The organism is Paenibacillus sp. FSL R5-0914, from assembly GCF_038004525.1.
Taxonomy (GTDB): domain Bacteria; phylum Bacillota; class Bacilli; order Paenibacillales; family Paenibacillaceae; genus Paenibacillus_AQ.
The window spans coordinates 1,095,276-1,114,773 of the sequence record NZ_JBBORH010000001.1 but is presented as its reverse complement, the minus strand read 5'-3'; the positions used below and the strand labels follow the sequence as shown (position 1 = coordinate 1,114,773).

Below are 19,498 nucleotides of genomic sequence, written 5' to 3'. Positions count from 1 at the left end.
CCATCCACAAATACTAACACCGCTTCGATATAGTTGTAAACAATCCAGAAGAAACCAGCATTCTATATATGGCGTAACCGACTACCCCACCGCAAGTGTTTAAGATCAGATCATCCACGTCAAAGGTGCCGATATACAATACTAATTGTGTAACTTCAAAGCTCAGACTCAGCGCAAAAGAGAGCATGAAGACCTTTTGAAATAACCTTACTTTTTGCGACAACAGCATTGGAACAAAGACTCCAAACGGAATAAACGCAAGAAGATTGCCCACTAAATTAAGTGATGAAAAAGGATCTGAAAGTGACAGATGATCTATCCCCCGCGAGATCTCTTTAAAGGGTACATAGTTGCCCTGTCGCTTAAAAATTCTGTCGGGATGCTCGAGCATACGCCCTGCCTGTTCCCAAAGTGATTGCAAGCTAAAAGGTGCGCCTTTAAATACGATAATTCGGATCAAGAAATACATATAGACAATAAATACGGCTGCCAGCAATAATGTCATAGTAGACTCGCTCTTAGGCTTCGTACTCATCAAAATGTAGTGACAATTACGCCATCCATATTATCGCCCGACGTTTTATATTGCCCTTCCTTTGGAATCTTAATACTTGTATATCCTGATACTGGATAATAGTTCACCGTATATGTTTTGCCGTCTACAACCGTTGAAATTTCACTATTCTCCTTCAAAAGATCTAAATATTGTTCCAGCACGATCCCCTTCTCCTGAATGATCGCACTGTGCGGCAAGCCGACATAACGGAAGTGCCAAGGTTCATATTTAATCCCCGTAATCTCCGTTTTGTCTTTCGGATAGCGTAGAATAAAGCCGTATTTCCACGCATTCTTTTCCAGCCATTTGCCTTCAGGTGCTTTGCTCATTTCTGATTGAGACGATCCGATGTCCAGCGATAATCCTAAATTATGTTCGCTATATTGCGCTGGAAGAGCATAGTCTGAACCTTTTTCCGCATACAATTGCTCTTGCTCCTCAAAGTCCCTGTACCCACTGCTAATTAAAAAATGATTCACGCCATCCTTCTCAGCAGCTTTGATCATTTTATTGAATTTATGTGCTACACTTTCAGACAACCGAATCGAGGTATCTAGTAATCCATAGCCCTGAACCAGATCCTTCTGATCAAATAAGGTCACAATATCAGACTTCACGCTGTCCTCATGTACCGGATATTGTTTGTTCACCAGCAATAAATCCCCTTGATATACCTGATCTTGCGTAATCACCTTTAAACTATCGCTATTTCTAATCGATCCTTTCTGGATCTTATCATTCTTATCAGCTAAATTACCCGTATCCGGTAAATAACGAGCGGCTGCGTAACCAAGAAATAACACAACGATCACCAAAAAAACCCACTTTTTCATCCGTAATGTCCTCCCATTTCCTTAAGACGTTTATGCTTGATAGGAATAGAATAACGAAGACACTTTAAAGAAAAGCAGGACAATTATAAAGTTTTTCTTAAAATATATAAGGGCTCAGCGGCCTTACCCAGTAAAGGTATATCCTACACCCCAGATTGTCTTAATAAATTTGTTCTTATTGATGTCTTCACCAAGCTTTTTGCGCAAGGTACGGATATGCACCATGACCGTGTTGCCACTCTCATAATAAGCTTCTCCCCATACCTGCTGGAAGATACTCTCCGCGCTAAACACCTGCTTAGGATGGCTCGCCAATAAATGAAGAATATCAAACTCTTTCGGAGTTAGGTCTATTACCTCGCCGTAAAGAGTGACGGTATGTTCATCTGGTGAAATCGTCAACCCACCAACTTCGAGAACCGACTTAAGAACGGCTGCGGGCTGACTGAATTGTATAGAGCGCCGTAGCTGAGAATTAACGCGGGCGACTAATTCCATTGGATTGAACGGTTTGGTCATATAATCATCTGCGCCCATGACAAGTCCCGTGATCTTATCCAGATCAGAAGTCTTCGCACTTAAAAAAATAATCGGCAGATGATGCTGCTCCCGAATGTGACGGGTTACCTCATAGCCATCCAGCCCTGGCATCATAATATCCAGAATCGCCAAATCTATCGTTTGTGACTCAATAGCTTGTACCGCTGCCCGCCCATCGGATACTTTAATGATATGATACCCTTCTTTTTGCAAATGCAAAGCCACCAGATCAGCAATCTCCGCCTCATCATCCGCAATTAAAATCGTAATGCGCTTCATCTATATTTCACCCCTGTAGGTTTGTGCTATATGATCTACATCCATTATACCCCAAACTTAAAAACCACTCCTAGGATGAAGTGGTTTTGATGAAATCTATGATGAATAAATAGTAATGTTGTAATATTATTTACCGTCTTTATGTCTGCAAATAATCTTTTTGATGAAGAAAGGTCTAGTTAGAGTTCAGTACTACTGGCTTGCCGATACAGCTCACGACTCTTATAACCAGCCTGTAGAATCTTCTTCATTTCCTCTTTACGCTTAGCTCTTGTTGCCTCTTGTTTGGCACTATAGACATATCGAGCCCAGTCTTTGCGGTATCCCGGGGTAAGCGATTGATAGATGGCTAGAAGCTCCGGTGTATCTTTCAGATCTTCTTCCACATTTGGAATGAAAGAAATATAGTCATCTACAGATTGACTTGGGGTATTGAAAAGCTGACCGTTCCCCTTAGCGTCCTCTTTCAACCCCACAACTGTAAAGACATCATCCAAACCTACCATGCGTGCAAATTTAATATTGCTTGTCCCGATGTAGCCCTTCTCATCACTGCCCAGACCCTCTAGTAAGTCGTCACGATGAATATAGGTCGGATACACTTTGTTTCCCTTTTTAGGATACGCCACAAAGAGATAGCCATTCTTATGAAGATGCTGTTGCTCAATCACACGGTTCACTAGTTCCTGTAACGACGCCATGTCTAGTACAAAGGCAAATACAAGATCATACGCCCCATTTAGCGAAGTATCATAATCCGTCAATTCCGCTAAATAATCGGAGCCTTCTGGTTTACTCAATATCGCTACTTGGTTGTATTTTTGTAAGTTCAGCTTTTCTACGATGGTTTTAGTCACTATGCTTCATCCCCCAAATGTATTCGGATGCTTCTTCATCGTGATCATTATAGCCTAATCGCTACCCAATCTAAAACATTCTACGGGCCGTCACAAAACGCTTCTTCCACTTCTCACTCAGGGCTTCATAATGGACGCCTTGCTCCTTAGAATACGTATGCAATATCTGATTATTTCCCGCATACATAGCAACATGACCAATGTCGAGACCACGTGCACTAAAGAACAGTAGATCTCCTTTACGCAGTTCGTTGATCCCAACTTCCTTCCCTTCTTTGGCTTGATTATAAGAGGCGCGTGGCAGATCCACCGACAACACGTTTTCAAATAAATGCCCTACGAAAGAAGAACAGTCAAAGGTAGACGTCTGGTTCGTTGCAGCACCGAATTCATAAGGGGTTCCCAGATACTTTTCTCCGTAAGCAAGCAACGCGCTTCCCTGCTTCTCAGCGAGCGACTCACTAGTATAATCGCTATATTTCGGTTTAGCAGATATGTACCCCGTCTTGTTGTCTTGCGTTCGCACTTCTAACCACAAAGCATCCACTTCTCTAACGATATGGACTTTATCGCCCACGGACAACATTTGCTGGACACCTGATTGATCCGATGAATTCGGCGAACTGCGCAGGTTAACCCCATAACGAATCGTTGTATCGTAATTCAGCGCTGAATAGATGCGGACGGTCCGAGTGTTAGCCTCCCACTTCACGGTGCTGCCTAGAGCCTCGCTGACAAAACGCAGCGGCATCATCGTATTACCACCGACAACCTGACCCGGAACGGTTAAGCTTAAGGCTTGTCCATTTTTGTTCGCGGTTAAATCTCCTATTTGATAAGTCAGCACCAGCGTTCCCTTAGTGGCCTTCACTGTTTTGGTATCGTTGTTCCATGAAATCTTTGCTCCCTGTTCTTCAAACAGCTTGCGCATGGGAATAAGCGTTGTACCGTTTATGAGCAAGGGCTGAACCTCTAATACAAGCTGCCGATCATCCAGAAAAACGCCTGTAACCTGATTCTGAGGCATCACCGCCGCATGGGCTGGAGCTGTATAGAGTATAGATGTAAGTAGTACAAGTAGTGTGGCTTTCTTATGAATCCTCATGATGTCGTCACCTCGTTGATTAATATGTTCAATTGTTATTACTAAAAAAAGGGTAATTAGTTTTGTTACAATTATTGGGGTTGCTGTCTAGCTACAGGTCAAACCATATAAAAAAGAGGACTGCGGTCACCCTTCGGTGCCACAGCCCTCTTTTTAATCCACTTCAAAAATAGAATCGATAATGATCGGAAGATTATCCCTTACAGAAACAGCGCCCAATACCGAACGAGCATGACTGCCCTTGTCCCCGAATACCTCCAGCATTAAATCCGAACAGCCATTGAGCACTTTATGATGTTCTTCGAATAAGGGATCTGCATTCACAAATCCTTGAATTTTGACCACTCTCTTCACTTTATCCAAGGAGCCTAAAGCAGACTCAAGGACGGCAAGGATCTCTATACCAGTCTGACGTGAAAAATGATAGCCTTCTTCGGTGGTGAAGTCTTGTCCCAGCTTGCCTTTGGGATGCCCGGCAGGTCCTTTTCCCGATACAAAACATAATCCATTAACAATAACGTAGTTAGCATATTTTGCCGCCGGTTCACTAGCACTAGGTAGGACAATACCTAATTCCTCAAGTCTATCCGCTATGATTCGATCCGCCACTTCAGTCCCCTCCTCCAATCAGTACAACCTCAATAAATTGGTAAGATTATACTGATTAATCCAGAAAGGGTCAATCCTATTTTGCTTCGACCTCTGCTTCCCATCTCGATATTTCAGCTCTAACAATTGGCGCTACTTCAGTACCCAATAGCTCAATAGCTCTCATTACATCCTTATGAGGCATCGTACCTAGCGGTACATGCAGCATAAAGCGTGTAATTCCTACGTGTTTGCGTAGGTGAATAATCTTCTCAGCAACAGTGTCTGGATCTCCTACATACAAGGCACCTTCAAATCTACGTGCCGCATCAAAGCTCGCCCGACTATAATGACCCCAGCCACGCTCACGACCAATCACATTCATGCTAGCCTGTGTAGAGGGGAAGAACATATCGGCCGCAAGCTGATTATCCTCTGCAATAAAGCCGTGCGAGTGTGAGGCAACCGGAAGCTTCGACACATCATGTCCTGCTTGGGCCGCCGCTTTCTTATAGAGCTTCACCAGTGGAGCAAATTGCAACGGACTTCCTCCGATAATCGCGAGCACAAGTGGCAGCCCGAGCAGGCCAGCACGAATCACAGATTCTGTATTACCTCCACTGCCAATCCATACAGGCAAAGGATTCTGAACGGGGCGCGGATAAATCCCCAGATTATTAATGGCTGGTCGGTGATTTCCACTCCAGGTTACTTTTTCGGATGCCGTTATTTTTAACAACAGGTCCAGCTTCTCATCGAATAACTCATCGTAGTCATTTAAGTCGTATCCAAAGAGCGGGAAAGATTCGATAAAAGAACCCCGGCCTGCCATGATTTCTGCCCGTCCATTTGAGATTCCGTCAAGTGTTGCAAAATCCTGAAATACACGTACTGGATCAGCAGAGGACAGTACGGTTACCGCACTGGTCAGCCGAATTCGTGTCGTCTGTGAGGCAGCCGCAGCCAGCAAAACTGCTGGAGAAGATGCGGCATAATCTTTTCGATGATGCTCACCCACACCGAATATATCTAAGCCCACCTTATCTGCAAGAACAATCTCCTCTACTACCTCGCGCAATCGCTGTGCATGACTTATTAACTCCCCCGATTGAACATCCGGTGTTGTTTCTACGAACGTACTGATACCTATTTCCACTTACGATTCCCCCTTAACTATAATTTTCTCTTCGAGTTGTTTGTTTGATTATAACACAAGTTACGTTCAAGCATAGCTAGGCATTAATGCCTAGCTCCAACTTGTCCAAAAACTCATTTTTAAAATTTGCAGAACATCACTGACAAATAGAGGATTTTGATGAAATATGTTGAAATGATCTAAAACAAGTAGCTCTCATGCATCTCATGCTTGATATAGGAGGGACATATGCTTCAAAGAAATAAACACAAAAATTCCATATCCAAACAAACCTTCAATCCTGTTCGGGGTTCCTTAAAAATCGCCGTAATATATTTTATTGTTGGGTGCTTATGGATCCCTTTAACAGATAAGGCCGTTTCCACTTTTACGCGAGATCCGGAGTGGATAAGACTTATTAATATAATTAAAGGCTGGTTCTTTATCCTCATAACAGCTTTGCTTATCTTTGCATTAATTCTAGGTACTCTGAAACGGATTAAAAGGATCGAGAAGAAACTGGATCTTGCCTATAGGGATAGGGTGAGCGCCCACGAAAATCTAGAGGCCGCCTATGAGGAAATCACAGCTACGGAAGAAGAACTCAGACAGCAATATGATCAGCTCATTGAGAATCAAGAGAAGCTAGCCATGAATGAAGAAAGGATGCATTACCTGGCGTATCATGATCTATTAACCGGCTTGCCCAACAAATTAGCTTTTTATGAGAATGGGCCTCACATTTTGGAACTGAATAACATTGCAGCCTTAATGTTCATCGACATTGATTACTTCAAATATGTAAATGATACGATGGGCCATGAATTTGGTGACCGGCTAATTGTTAAGGTTAGTGAGAGATTGGTGTCCCTGGTTGGGAGTAGTGGGGAAGTGTATCGTTTCGCCGGGGATGAGTTCATCGTTCTTTTATATTCTATTGAGAACAGTCAGTGTATAACTAGTATAGCCTCTCACATTATTGCCGGTTTTAAAGATGCGATTGAGATGGATGACAGTCTGCTACATGTTAGCCTAAGTATCGGAATCAGCGTTCACCCCGAACATGGAAGTAATATTATGGAACTCCTTAAATGCGCAGACATCGCTATGTATAAAGCCAAAGACGCTGGCAAGGGTCAAATTATCGTCTTTGATCAACCGCTCAATGATACCTTTACTGAGCGAATGAACATTGAGAAGCAGTTGTATAATGCTTTAGAAAAAAATGAGCTAGAGGTATTCTATCAACCCCAGATTGATCTGACTCAGAACAGAGTGACGGGACTAGAGGCTCTTATGCGCTGGAACAACCCCATACTAGGCATGGTCCCTCCGGATAAGTTTATCAAAATAGCAGAAGATTCCCACCTCATTATTCCTCTCGGGGCGTGGGTGCTCAGAACAGCCTGTGCCTTTTTAAAAAGTCTTCATGAGCAAGGATTATCACATCTGACGATGTCTGTTAATATTTCAATGCTGCAGCTACTGCAAAGCGACTTCAATGAGTTAGTTCTAGACACCTTGCAAGCCTCCGGACTAGATCCTGAATACTTAGAGCTAGAGATTACAGAGAGTGTTCTGGTTGAATCTTACGAATATGTGAGCAGTAAACTGACTGAACTCAGAGCTCACAACATCAAAATTGCCTTGGATGACTTTGGTACCGGTTATTCCTCCTTAAGCTATCTTACTCATATGCCGATCTCGACTTTAAAAATAGACAAGTCCTTCATTGATTCCATTCGAACAGGGACACATCAAGCCGTTCTTGTCGAACAAATTATTATGATTGGTAAACGCATGAATATGTGTGTTATTGCAGAAGGTGTGGAGCGAACTGTACAACTCGATTACCTACAGGAGCAAGGCTGCGATAAAATTCAAGGTTACTTGTTCAGTAAGCCACAGTCCGCACAGAGCGTAAAAGAGCTGCTAACCGAGTGGGAGAAGGTTTCGAGCTTAAATGAATAAAGATGAACCTATTTTTTTATATAAGAAGGTGTTACCGAATTGAATGTCATGACATGGATTGACTTATCATTATTCTTCGTTCTTTTCGTTCTATTCATCTACATATTTGTTACTGTAACCATCACTAACTTACATAAGGTTTACTTGACTTTCCATTTCACGATGATGTTATGGCCCTTCTGTCAATTTGCTCTCAAAACTACAGCGGATCCCGATGTTCAATTGTTTTATGTGAAGCTCGCTTTTATTGACTCGATACTGTTAACGATTGGATGGCTTCTTTTTACGATATTTCTCACTGGAAAATCATATCTCCTCCGAAAAAAGAAAACGCTGATCCTATACATTGTCGCAGCATTGATCTTAATTGGAGTGATCGTCAATCCAAAGCAAAGCTTTGTACTGCCAATGCATGGTGGATATGTTGAAAGATCTTATGGTCCGCTTTTTTGGCTGTTTATTCTCTTCTTGATCTGCACTATTATTATTTCTCTGTATATCATCTATTCAGCGCTTATATCGAACGCCACACAGCGGATCAAAAAACAGGTTACTCATGTACTCAAAGGTGTGCTGGTGCTGACTGTATTTGTATTACTGGATGTCTTTCTTAATGTGGTACTGTTTAAATCTCAGCCGGTGATTCCGGGGATGACCTCTCTGGGGATACTAATCTCTGCCATCTTTTTCGTCATTGCCATCCATCGTGATAAAATATTTGATCTCGTAACCATCGCTCATCAGGATATCATTGACACACTCACACTAGGTATTCTTGTACTGGATGATAACGAGACTGTGGTAGAGATCAATCGATCGCTTTTGCCAAAAATCAACCTACAGATCGGTGATCGCTTCGACTTATCGGCGCTAACCCCCCTGGAGCAGACTGCCAGCGCTTTCCGATTGTTTCAACATACATATCTTAAACAGCCCATGGAGAGAAGCGAAGTTGAAGTATTCTACACCTCGCTCCAAGCGTACATCAATATTACAGCGGAACCCATTGTCGTAGGCGAGATCATGGTTGGACGGATTCTCACCTTTCAGGATAGAAGCGAGCTGCATCGCCTCATTGCTGAGACTAATCAGCAGAACGAGATCCTGCAAGAGCGTAATCTGGCATTAATTGAAATCCAGAATGAGCTTTCTCAGACCAACCAAAAACTCAAGCAGATGGCCATAACCGACAGCTTAACAGGTTGTTATAACCGTCATTACTTAACGCAGTACTTAGAACAAGAGATTATAGAAAATATGATATTGAAGCAGCCTTTTGCCATCATTCTACTGGATATCGACTTTTTCAAAACGGTGAATGACAATTACGGCCATTTAGTGGGCGATGTTGTAATTTGCAGCACGGTAGAGGTCATTAAGCAATCGCTAAGGGAGACGGATATTCTGGCACGCTATGGCGGGGAAGAGTTTATCGTCTATTTACCAAATACGAACCACACACAAGCAAACCTCTGGGCAGAGCATATCAAATTCATGATAGAGGCCAATAAAGTACATGTGGATGAGGTTGCTCATTCTGTATCCATCACTGTAAGCATGGGACTACTGTCCATTAATAATTTTGCAGAGCAGTATGCAGAAAGCCCGACCAATCAACTAAATGATTTATTCGAATCTGTGGACAAAGCTTTATATCAAGCCAAAAATGCAGGACGAAACCAAATTGTTGAAATCATAAGATGACACGCCTTTAAATATTACCTAAAAAAAGAAAGAATCAGCCCTACTTCTATCGAAGGTAAGCTGATTCTTTCTTTTATATCTTTTTAACAAATTCGGATTTTAATTTCATAGCCCCAAACCCATCAATTTTGCAATCAATATCATGATCTCCGTCCACTAAACGGATGTTTTTGACTTTGGTACCTATCTTCAGAACAGATGAGCTTCCTTTTACCTTAAGGTCTTTGATTACAGTTACTGAGTCGCCGTCGTTTAATACATTGCCATTGGCATCTTTGATAACCTTTTGATCTTCACTATTCTCAGACTCTGATTCTAATGTCCACTCGTGTGCACATTCCGGGCAGACTAGTAGACTTCCATCTTCATAAGTGTACTCAGAATTACATTTCGGGCAGTTCGGTAAATTAGACATTGTTTCATTTTCTCCAATCGTAGTTCAAATTCTAGCTGTCTTGCGGCTAATCTTTAAAAGTATATTTCATATTCATGAAGGAATCCACTATATCCAGATAGTAAGCTTGTTCCACGTTTCTTAAAAAAACAAACTACTAAATATTATCTTGTATATATTTTCACAATTGTCTATGATAATAATGTAAAATTTTCATATAAATACATAGGAGAGTGAACAATGATTAGTCAAAGGAGTGTCGCATTTTCCATTATACTGTCATTAATTACATGTGGAATATACGGAATATTTTGGTTTATTGTTCTAACGAATGACGTAGGAAAGCTAAGTGGAGACTACACATTCACAGGAGGAAAGCATTTTCTTCTAACATTGATTACTTGCGGGATATGGAGCCTGGTTTGGGCCTACCAGATCGGTAAACATGTTGCAGAAGCTCAAAGACAACGCGGCTATCTCGTATCCGATAATTCAGCTCTGTACGTGATCCTCACAATCTTTAGTTTTGGTATTGTCACATACGCTTTGGTGCAATCTGATGTTAACAAATTGGTATAATTTTACGATTCATAGAAGGACACACCCTAAACTATTTTGGAGTGTGTCCTTAAGTCTCCTTGGCTTACTGTATTTCACTGTATGGATGCCTTTAACCAATCTAGGTATACCTTGTCTATTTCATGAATGGACTGGATTTTATTGTCCGGGATGTGGAGTCACAAGAGTTATTCTATCCTTGTTAAAGTTCGACTTCGTTCAGGCGTTTAGATTTAACCCGTTGCTATTTATTCTAGCGCCTCTGTATATGTTGTACTTAATTACTGAAAAGAAACGTATCCAACCACTTAGCCATGGAATTATGGCTGTGATGTTGATCCTAACCGTTACATTTGGGGTACTGAGAAATTTTCCAATGTTTGATTACTTGGCCCCTACAGTAATTCGTTAGCATCAACTATGGTTACATAATAGCTTGAAGTCGCACAATCGCTTGAGCCCGGTCAACCACCTCTAATTTGCTATAAAGATTACTAATATAGTTACGGGCTGTCCCCTCCGCAATATGCAGTGTATCGGCAATTTCGCGATTGTTAAGTCCCCGGATAATGAGCTGCGCCAGCTCCTCTTCCCGTTCTGTCAGACTCATACGATCTACATTGGATCTTTGCCAATGTTCGTACTCCTCCGTCAATCTATTCATCCTGGTCGCCAATTTGGCTGCTACCGGAGCTGGCAGAATAAATTGCCCGGATATCGTATCACGGATCGAAGAAATCATTTTATCAGCATCCATATCCTTCAGCATATAGCCGCTTGCTCCAAATGCCATACCCTCAACAATATAATCGGTCTCTATAAAAGTGGTTAAAATCAGAATGAATATATCCGGACGAATCTGCTTGATCCGTTTTAGTGCACTGATCCCATTCATGATCGGCATTTGGACATCAAGCAGTACCAGATCGGGTTGGAATGCTTCCACCATCTCGCAGGCCTCTTCCCCGTTCTTGGCAGCGCCGACCACCTCCATATCATCCTCCAGATCCAGAATGGTACGAAGTCCTTCACGCGTCAACAATTGATCATCGGCAATTACAATCTTTATCTTACTCATTTTCTATTCCCAACCCTTCGCATTGGCAGATCGATTTCCAGTAGACATCCCTCATTCATTTCTGAATCAATGGATAAGCTACCTCCCAGTTGCTCCACCCGTTCTTTCATCGTCCTAAGTCCAAAACCCATCACTATATGACTATCTCCTGACCCACGATCTTTGAGCCTAAACTGTAAATTTGCTCCGACAGACTCCAGACTAAAATGAAACTCCGTACTCTTACCGTGTCTGATTCCGTTCGTTAGGCCCTCCTGCAAAGCATGATAGATGGCCTTTTTATAGGCTGTTGACATGGCCTCCGGCAGATCATAAATAATGGCATGGACGACAACGCCCGCATTACGTTCAGTATCGCGTATCAGTTGCTTCAACATGACCGTGAGGTCCGAATACTTATCCTCCTTCAGCATATGGACTGAGCCGCGAATTTCATTCAAGCTATGCCGAACAAGATCCTGTGCCTCAACCAATCGCTGAAAACCACTATCTATATCTTTTTTCTGAAGCAGCCGCTTGCCAGCTTCAATCTGCAGAATCGTCGATGTAAGTGTATGCCCAACAATATCATGAATCTCTTGGGCAATACGATTGCGTTCCTCAAAGACGGTAGCTTCGGCTAAAGCCGCAGATGTTTCTCGCATCGAACGCTCCAGACTACGAGTTCTTTCTACAACTTGGTCCTCTAGATTTTTTTTAAGATATTGGATTCCCGAATACAGCTTGGCGTTAGCGATTGAGATTGCGCATTGTGAACCAAGCAGCTTGAGCACATCGAGTCTACTTGGCGTAAATACACCCGGGGATAGGTTATTCTCCAAATAGAGCAAGCAAACCAATTTATTCTGATTCATGATAGGAAGACAAAGAACCGATTTCAGTCTATTCTTCCTAACGTAAACGTTACGCGTAAATATCCCCTCACTGAGCGCATCATGTAATACAACCTGCTCCTGTGTTCTTGCTGCATAGGCTATAATCGCTGCCGGAACAAGATCTGACTCTTCCCCGAGAGGAACAGATTCGATATGCTGAGCTTCTGAGGTACCATAAGCTTCAACCATCCATTTGCCATCATGATCAAAAATAACTGCCCCATATTCGGCCCCAGCATTGTGGAGCATGATCCGCATCAGCGTAGCCAATAATCGACTCATCTCCATCTCGCCTGATAAAGCTTGAGCAGACATAACTACAGAAAGGGAGTCGACTCGATCGAGCCCGGGCTCCCGTTTAATATGCAGCAAATGACTATGCTGCTGCTCAAGGTCAGCCGCTTTAGCCTTTGCGCCCCATTCTAGATAAGCCTCGTAGGCCTCAGTCATATAGATTCTTGCTAGATGTAATTTGCCATGACGAAGTCCATATTTGCCGTAGCATTCCGCCGCCATCGCTAAATCGTGAATATGGCCGTTGATACGAGCAGCCTCAATAGACTGCTCATACAAGGCTTCAGCTTGTCGTGGATCCCGCGATAGGCGAGTCAGCTCAGCCTTCATCAACAAATATTTATGCTCATAATTTTCCGGGCAACGCTTAGCAAACTTTTTCATTTTCTTCAGCCGACTGTGCATTTTCACCCGGTATACACGTTGCTCTTCAGCGTTATATTCCTCATACAACTGAGCCCAGACTAAACATTCATACACGGTCTGCATAGGACTGTCTAAGCCATCTTCACGTGATTTTATAATGGCAGCTGATTTCGCTAATGCCTCACTGGCTTCGCGGTACTCCCCAAATACATAACCTGTCAAATATCGGTGTATCCAGACCATTTCTTGTATAAAATCAAAGGTATCTCCATGAACCGACTGTGCAAAATCAGGTTCGCTAATCTCTGCGATGTTAAATGGATCATCTAGTGAGCGATAACCTGTCAATCGAACTAGAGTAGCTGCAGCTATGATAGCCTGCTTACAGTGAAGACTGTTGTTATGGCGCAGCAAATCACCGGAATGAGCAATTAACCGATCATAGATATCGCCTAACGGATGGCCAAATTGCAAAAGGGAGGCACAGTTGATTAGCACACTCTGGTTGCCCTTCCATAAGTCACCTGATTCCAGTCCCACTTTACCTGCTTTCTCGGTAAACATACGGAGCATAGTTGGATCATAATGCCGCCAGCTATCGTAGCACATTGCGAACGCAGCTAAGGTTGTCATATGCACTTTCGGATAGGGTTCCGATAAGCTGCACGCCAGCATGGCCCATTTAAATGTTTCTTCATCATTACGGAAGTAATAGTATTGAAACATTGCATAGCCTATGAATCCAATGGAAGCCTCCGGAGTCATCCCATAATCGAGCGTCAATTCAATCATGGTGAAGGAAGAAGCGAGCCACCCATCTCGGTTGACATAGAAGCAGGCATTGCTCGTATGATCTAAAGTGGTCATTGCGACTCTACGAGCCTCGTCGGTCATCGGCGGTAAAAGATTAAGCGATTCGAGTGAAACCTTCTGTAGTCTGCGCCGCAATCTTAACCATTGAAGCGTCAATTGAACATAGCTAGGATCAAATTGATGGCTCACTTTCAATAGCGATAATGTATGCCGACCTAAGGAGATAACCTCTTCATGATTATCATTACTTGCTTCCAATTGAACCTTCATCGCGTAGATGTAAGCCTTATCCGTATTTGTCGCAGCTTTATCGATTAACAGATGAAATAATTCATTAGCCTTATCAAAATGTGAACATAAGTATTCGAGCTCGGCCCTCTCACGAAATACCCGGAAGGTTAGCCCATAACGCTCCTCCCAGCTCTGCTCCTCTAGTATTGCTGTTGCCTGAAGCATATATTGTAAGGCTGTCTCATGTGCAGTCGTTTGCTTCGCTTTTATCCCTGCCTGTAAGTTCAGCTCTACCAGTTGAAGCCTCTGTTCGGGGCGATCTATCCATGTAAGCGCCTGGTTGAAATGATGGACCGCTTCAAATAGAATCGTTCCTTCACTAAGAGAGCTGCGGCCTAGCAATAGCATGCCAATCCTCCAATGTAGCTCTGGGCGCACCTCTTCGGGAACAAGAGCATAAGCCGCCCGATGAATGCGGTTGTGCTGGAATTTAAAATGCGTATATTCCTCCCCGTTAACAGGTTGTAGCACGCGTCCATTTACAGCGACTTCCAACGCTTCGGTCAATGTCTCTACCGGAATCTCCGTAATTTCGGCAAGCGTACCCAGATCAAATATGCTGCCCAGTAATGCAGCTCTACTAAGTGCATACACCGTCTGATCAGGAAATTGCTGTAATTTACTTGAAAGATAGGCTGCTGCATTATCAGGAACATTCAATTCAGTAATGCGCTGGAGGTCCCATTTCCAGCTTCGAAGATCCTCGTCAAATTCCACTCGCTGATCATCAATCAAATCCTGAAGGAATTGCTTAATAAATAGTGGATTCCCATCTGTCTTATGCAGAAGTACCTGCGCTAACTCCTCCAAGTCAGCAGCCTCGTAACGCATAACATCCAGTAGCAGTTGTTTTAAATCGGTGAGTTCAAGCGCTTGTAGAGATATTCTACTCATCACTACGTTACGGTCTATCAAATGCTTTTCCAGCCTACTGAGTGGGTGCAGCCTCGTGATTTCCCGATCACGATAGGAAAGAACGATTAGCAGATGACTCGTGGCCGTGTCCTCTATAAGTGAAGTGAGATATTGCAGCGATGTTTCATCCGCCCATTGCAGATTATCCAATATCAAGATCAAAGGATGATCTTCATGAGGAAAGAGTTGAATAAATCGACTCATAATTAATTGAAATCGATGCTGAGCTTCCAGCGGCGGCAACGGAGGCACGGAAGGTTGGGGACCAATCAAGAGCTCAAGCTTAGGGACAAGTTCGATCAATAATTGCCCGTAACTGTCCACTGCCTGTAAAATACGCAGCTTCCAAACCTCCACCTGCAGCTTCGTTTTCATCAGCAGTTGACTGACCAATTCTTCTATAACTTGATGCCAGATGCCATAAGGGAGTGAGGTATGTAGAGACTCGAATTTGCCTCTGGCGAAAAAACCATCCAAAGAAATCGAATTTCTAAGCGTTTCTTTTAGAAAGGTTGTTTTGCCGATACCACTCTCACCACTAAGCCAGACCGTCTTTACAGCACCTTGTGATGCTCGTTTCAGTGCTTCTCGTAAGCTTAGTTTCTCAAAATGTCTTCCGTAGAATCGTTCCGATACCATCCAGCGTTCCGGAATATCCCAGCTTCCTAACAGGAAGGGCTCGATGTACCCGTATTGTTGTAGGTGGGTTAGACATTCCTCAAGATCCGACTTGATTCCAAAGGCGCTGGCATATCTCGCATCAGGCATTTTCTCCATGCATTTAGCAACAATGTCAGAGACAGATAGAGGGATAGTGGGAAACCTGCGATGTAAAGGCTCAGGTGTATCTGCAAGATGACGATATACAATATCAACAACATCATGAAGCTCAAAGGGGCGACTGCCTGAGAGACATTCATACATAATGACTCCAAGCGAATAAAAGTCAGAACGATAGTCCGGGTTCAACCCAGTTCGACCCGTTTGCTCTGGCGATATATAAGGAAGCAAGGTATCCGGCCGCCCGCTTAAGGGTGACAATGGACTGGTATCATTTTCAGCGGAGCACATTCGTATATCAATAAATTTCACTTCAAAAGTAATTGGATTGACGATTAGATGAGCGGGGGTCAGTTCATTTAGTGTTATTTTTTCTCGATGAATTTGCATAAGACAATCAGCAACAGCGATGGCGATCCGAAGCAGCACTGGAAGCTCCAGTGAATCAGGTGTACGCAGTATCTGATCCAGCGTACTCCCCTCTATATCTTTTAGGAGAAGGACTGGCCGATCCGGTGTGATTTCCAGGCTATATGCCTCGATTGCTCCACGACCGCTAAGTCGCTTAAGCATGTCATACTCATGACGAAAAGCATCAACCATAGTAGATCCGGGGTACTCGCCTGTAGTTGTCTTGGCAATAACCCTAAGGCCATCTTCTTGACGTAGGAGTCTGTACAGCCTGATATCTGAGGTAGTCTCTATCAGATCTAAAGTTTGGTATCCTTGCAACTCAAACATGAACAGCACTCCCTAGTTACAATTAGGTAGACAGAATAAGCAATCTCGCAAAGCAATTATACTCATTATATCATCTGATCTCGCCATAGAATCCTATGTTGTAATTAACTTTGTCATCTATTTTGTCATATGACATCTATAAAATTGCATTGTGATAATATAGGAAAAAATACTCAATCATCTCCACATAAGGAGGATTCAAATTGCATCTTTCCTACATAGACTACCCTATGCTTGAGCACCTGTCCGTTGAAGAATTACAGCAGTTAGCTCCAGAAATGCAAGAAGAGCATTATGAACCCGGCAAGCTTATCATGCAAAAGGGCGAGGTCAGCCAGCGGGTTTATATTTTGGTATCCGGTCAGGTACAAGTATTTATTAGTACGGAAATAAAGGTAGAATTGGCTATACTCTCGAAAGGCCAGTTCTTCGGGGAAATGTCCTGTCTTACCGGAGACCCCATCAGTGCACATGTAGAAGCGATCGATAACGTTCATGTAATATCCGTATCCAGAAGTGGCATGCTGCTGTTGATGGACAAAAATCGCGAGTTCCGGAGCCAGATCATCCAATCCATGATCAAGAGAATCCAAAATTCCAACGAACGTGTACTGGAAGAGCACTCGAAAAGTCAGATCATCATGAAGCTTCATGAATCCGAGGAACAAGAGCGTTATGGTGAACTGATCGGAGAAAGCGCCGAAATGCGCACACTTCTCAGGTCGATTGAACATCTGTCGACGGAGCGGGTCCATGTTGTCGTGATAGGTGAATCCGGTACAGGGAAGGTAAATGCAGCAAGAGCACTTCATTACCGAGCAACGAACGGACAATACCCGCTACTGGTGTTAAATGTAGCAGACATGAGCCTCGTTGATTGGGAGACCAAGGTTATTGCGGCAAAAGGAGGAACCATTGTCATCGAGGAAGCAGAATGCTGTCCTTCTGAGAAGCTACTACAGCTGCTGGAGGCAGCTGCACAGATTCGAATCATCCTGACTAGCACTTGTCCCTTGAAGATTGTTTCCCACTTAGCGGTCTTGCCTGTGCCTCCTCTTCGTGAGCGAACTGAAGATATACCGCTGCTTGCGCAATACTTTCTAGAGAAAGAAGGAGCGGGCAATGCGCAAGAAATCCTCTCTCAAGATGCCCTGAGCATGCTGTCCCTGTTCCCTTACCTCGACAATAATGTAGAGGAATTAAGAAATATCGTGAGGGAAGCCTATATTCGGAGCGAAGGACGTATGATCTACAGTCACCATCTCCGCTTCGGCCGAGTCCGTAAAGTAGGAGACCGCCCCGTTATTGGTCTGGCGTTAGGAAGCGGTGCAGCCAGAGGCATGGCTCACCTTGGGGTGTTAAACATTCTGGAGCAGGAGGGCATTCCCATAGACATGATCGCAGGAACAAGTGTTGGATCTATGGTCGGAGGAGCCTATGCAGCCGGAATGTCTGTAAAAGAATGTATGAAGGTTCTTTCTACGATCAGTTGGGGACAACTGGTGCGTCCAACCTTCCCTATGCGGTCCCTTGTTCATAACGCGCCCATTATCAGCTTTATCGAAAAGCATGTCGGTAAGCGTCTAATTGAGGAGCTGCCGATACCCTTTGGCGCGATAGCCTCAGACGTCTCCACCGGTGAGGCTCATATCATGAGGACGGGTTCGCTTGCACATGCCATTGCCGCAAGTACAGCCGTTCCCGTAGCCATGCGACCTGTTAACTATCAAGGAAAGCACTTAGCCGATGGAGCCATTGTTCATCCTGTGCCAGCTGCGCTAGTAAGGAGCATGGGAGCTGATATTGTGATAGCAGTTAACGTTTGCCCTGAATCCTTCACGAAGGGAGCAGCCAGACATCTAATAGATTCCTTAATGAATACGATTGACATCATGAGCGCAAAGCTGATAAAGGAAGAGCTGCAATTAGCGGATGTAATCTTGCGTCCCGATCTTGGCTTCAATCAAATCAGCTTTAAGGATGTGGACGATTACATAGCCGCCGGAGAAGTGGTAACAAGAGAAGCGATTACCCAAATCCGCCAAAAAATAGCCGCTTCCTAAATACATTGCATACAAAAAAAGAAAAATTCAGGAGGTGTCCCAAGAGCTATGAACTGCTACTGAGACACCTCCTCGTATTTAATGCTAATGTTATATTTTTACTCATAACACATTTCATATTTCGTTAGCCCTATCGCGTTTGCGTACAATGCTGCCTGTGTCCGATCATTAACCTGCAGCTTCGCTAAAATCTGGCTGACATGCTTCTTCACCGTAAATTCACTGATATATAGACGTGTAGCAATCGTTCTGTTGCAAGCACCTTGTCCAAGTTCAATCAGTACTTCCTTCTCTTTCGGTGTTAATTCATCCGTCGGACTGCTGCCGCTAATACGCATCTTTTCTTCCATTAGACCAGGAACATAGTACTTTCTCCCTTTATGCACCAACTGGATAGCAAAAAGTAACTCCTCCGGCAGTGCCTCTTTTAGGACATATCCATCTACTAGTACTTCTTCAGCCCTCAAAAAATCCTCTCTGCTCGCAGAGGAAGTCAACAGAATGAACTTACTAACCATGCCGCGAGCACGTGCTGTCTTAATGACATCCAAGCCCGATTCATCAACAAGCTTAAGATCAATGAGAACAATATCTGGCTTTGTCGCTTCAATCACATCAAATGCTTCTTGACCATTCGTAGCTTCACCAGCGAATTGCACACCTGGCTGCATTGAAATGACAGATGCCAGCCCTCTTCTAACTAAAGGATGATCATCCACAATAACGATTTTCATAGAAAAGCCTCCCTCTAAATCTCATGAC

The 19,498-nt window shown here is 43.5% G+C and carries 16 protein-coding genes; 5 read left to right on the top strand and 11 right to left on the bottom strand.

What is annotated here, in order from left to right; all coding sequences use genetic code 11:
- Positions 1–13: 13 nt before the first annotated feature.
- From MKX60_RS04830 to MKX60_RS04800, 7 genes are all read right to left on the bottom strand, one after another.
- Entirely contained in the window at positions 14–505 is a 492-nt protein-coding gene (locus MKX60_RS04830; RefSeq protein WP_179085788.1) for a VanZ family protein, read from the bottom strand.
- A 29-nt stretch (positions 506–534) separates the two neighbouring features.
- A complete protein-coding gene (locus tag MKX60_RS04825; protein WP_076298023.1) occupies positions 535–1,389 on the bottom strand; it encodes a M15 family metallopeptidase in 855 nt (284 codons plus the stop codon).
- Between the two features lie 123 nt (positions 1,390–1,512).
- On the bottom strand, positions 1,513–2,208 hold the full coding sequence (locus tag MKX60_RS04820; protein ID WP_042192843.1) for a response regulator transcription factor: 696 nt from the start codon (positions 2,206–2,208) through the stop codon (positions 1,513–1,515).
- Between the two features lie 179 nt (positions 2,209–2,387).
- Positions 2,388–3,065, bottom strand: a complete 678-nt coding sequence (locus MKX60_RS04815; protein ID WP_341059182.1) for a YdeI/OmpD-associated family protein — start codon at positions 3,063–3,065, stop codon at positions 2,388–2,390.
- Positions 3,066–3,135: 70 nt separating this feature from the next.
- Complete coding sequence (locus MKX60_RS04810; protein WP_076298025.1) at positions 3,136–4,170, bottom strand: C40 family peptidase; 1,035 nt, start codon at positions 4,168–4,170, stop codon at positions 3,136–3,138.
- Positions 4,171–4,323: 153 nt separating this feature from the next.
- A complete protein-coding gene (locus MKX60_RS04805) occupies positions 4,324–4,779 on the bottom strand; it encodes a RidA family protein (RefSeq protein ID WP_256716184.1) in 456 nt (151 codons plus the stop codon).
- 76 nt (positions 4,780–4,855) lie between these two features.
- Positions 4,856–5,914, bottom strand: coding sequence for an LLM class flavin-dependent oxidoreductase (locus MKX60_RS04800; protein ID WP_042192850.1), 1,059 nt, complete (start codon positions 5,912–5,914; stop codon positions 4,856–4,858).
- A 228-nt stretch (positions 5,915–6,142) separates the two neighbouring features.
- On the opposite strand from MKX60_RS04800, the gene MKX60_RS04795 reads away from it, so the two are divergent.
- A complete protein-coding gene (locus MKX60_RS04795) occupies positions 6,143–7,864 on the top strand; it encodes a putative bifunctional diguanylate cyclase/phosphodiesterase (RefSeq protein ID WP_341059181.1) in 1,722 nt (573 codons plus the stop codon).
- 48 nt (positions 7,865–7,912) lie between these two features.
- The gene (locus tag MKX60_RS04790; protein WP_149645573.1) at positions 7,913–9,568 is read left to right on the top strand and encodes a histidine kinase N-terminal 7TM domain-containing diguanylate cyclase; all 1,656 of its coding nucleotides are present in this window, start codon (positions 7,913–7,915) and stop codon (positions 9,566–9,568) included.
- A 73-nt stretch (positions 9,569–9,641) separates the two neighbouring features.
- On the opposite strand, the gene MKX60_RS04785 is transcribed toward MKX60_RS04790, so the two are convergent.
- Complete coding sequence (locus tag MKX60_RS04785; protein WP_042131582.1) at positions 9,642–9,983, bottom strand: zinc ribbon domain-containing protein YjdM; 342 nt, start codon at positions 9,981–9,983, stop codon at positions 9,642–9,644.
- A gap of 219 nt (positions 9,984–10,202) precedes the next feature.
- Here MKX60_RS04785 and MKX60_RS04780 point away from each other — a divergent pair, with 219 nt between their 5' ends.
- On the top strand, positions 10,203–10,541 hold the full coding sequence (locus MKX60_RS04780) for a DUF4234 domain-containing protein (RefSeq protein ID WP_052404459.1): 339 nt from the start codon (positions 10,203–10,205) through the stop codon (positions 10,539–10,541).
- Positions 10,522–10,932 (top strand): DUF2752 domain-containing protein, encoded by a 411-nt coding sequence (locus tag MKX60_RS04775; RefSeq protein WP_076284961.1) that lies wholly within the window; start codon positions 10,522–10,524, stop codon positions 10,930–10,932. Before MKX60_RS04780 ends, MKX60_RS04775 begins: the two co-directional genes overlap by 20 nt.
- Before the next feature lie 12 nt (positions 10,933–10,944).
- Here the strand turns inward: MKX60_RS04775 and MKX60_RS04770 are convergent, their stop codons facing one another.
- A complete protein-coding gene (locus MKX60_RS04770; protein ID WP_042192856.1) occupies positions 10,945–11,598 on the bottom strand; it encodes a response regulator in 654 nt (217 codons plus the stop codon).
- The gene (locus tag MKX60_RS04765) at positions 11,595–16,673 is read right to left on the bottom strand and encodes an AAA family ATPase (RefSeq protein WP_341059179.1); all 5,079 of its coding nucleotides are present in this window, start codon (positions 16,671–16,673) and stop codon (positions 11,595–11,597) included. Before MKX60_RS04765 ends, MKX60_RS04770 begins: the two co-directional genes overlap by 4 nt.
- Positions 16,674–16,876: 203 nt before the next feature.
- Between MKX60_RS04765 and MKX60_RS04760 the strand changes: the two genes are divergently transcribed.
- Entirely contained in the window at positions 16,877–18,736 is a 1,860-nt protein-coding gene (locus MKX60_RS04760; protein WP_341059178.1) for a patatin-like phospholipase family protein, read from the top strand.
- A 98-nt stretch (positions 18,737–18,834) separates the two neighbouring features.
- Here MKX60_RS04760 and MKX60_RS04755 read toward each other — a convergent pair whose 3' ends face one another.
- A complete protein-coding gene (locus tag MKX60_RS04755; RefSeq protein WP_341059177.1) occupies positions 18,835–19,470 on the bottom strand; it encodes a response regulator transcription factor in 636 nt (211 codons plus the stop codon).
- Positions 19,471–19,498: the final 28 nt, after the last annotated feature.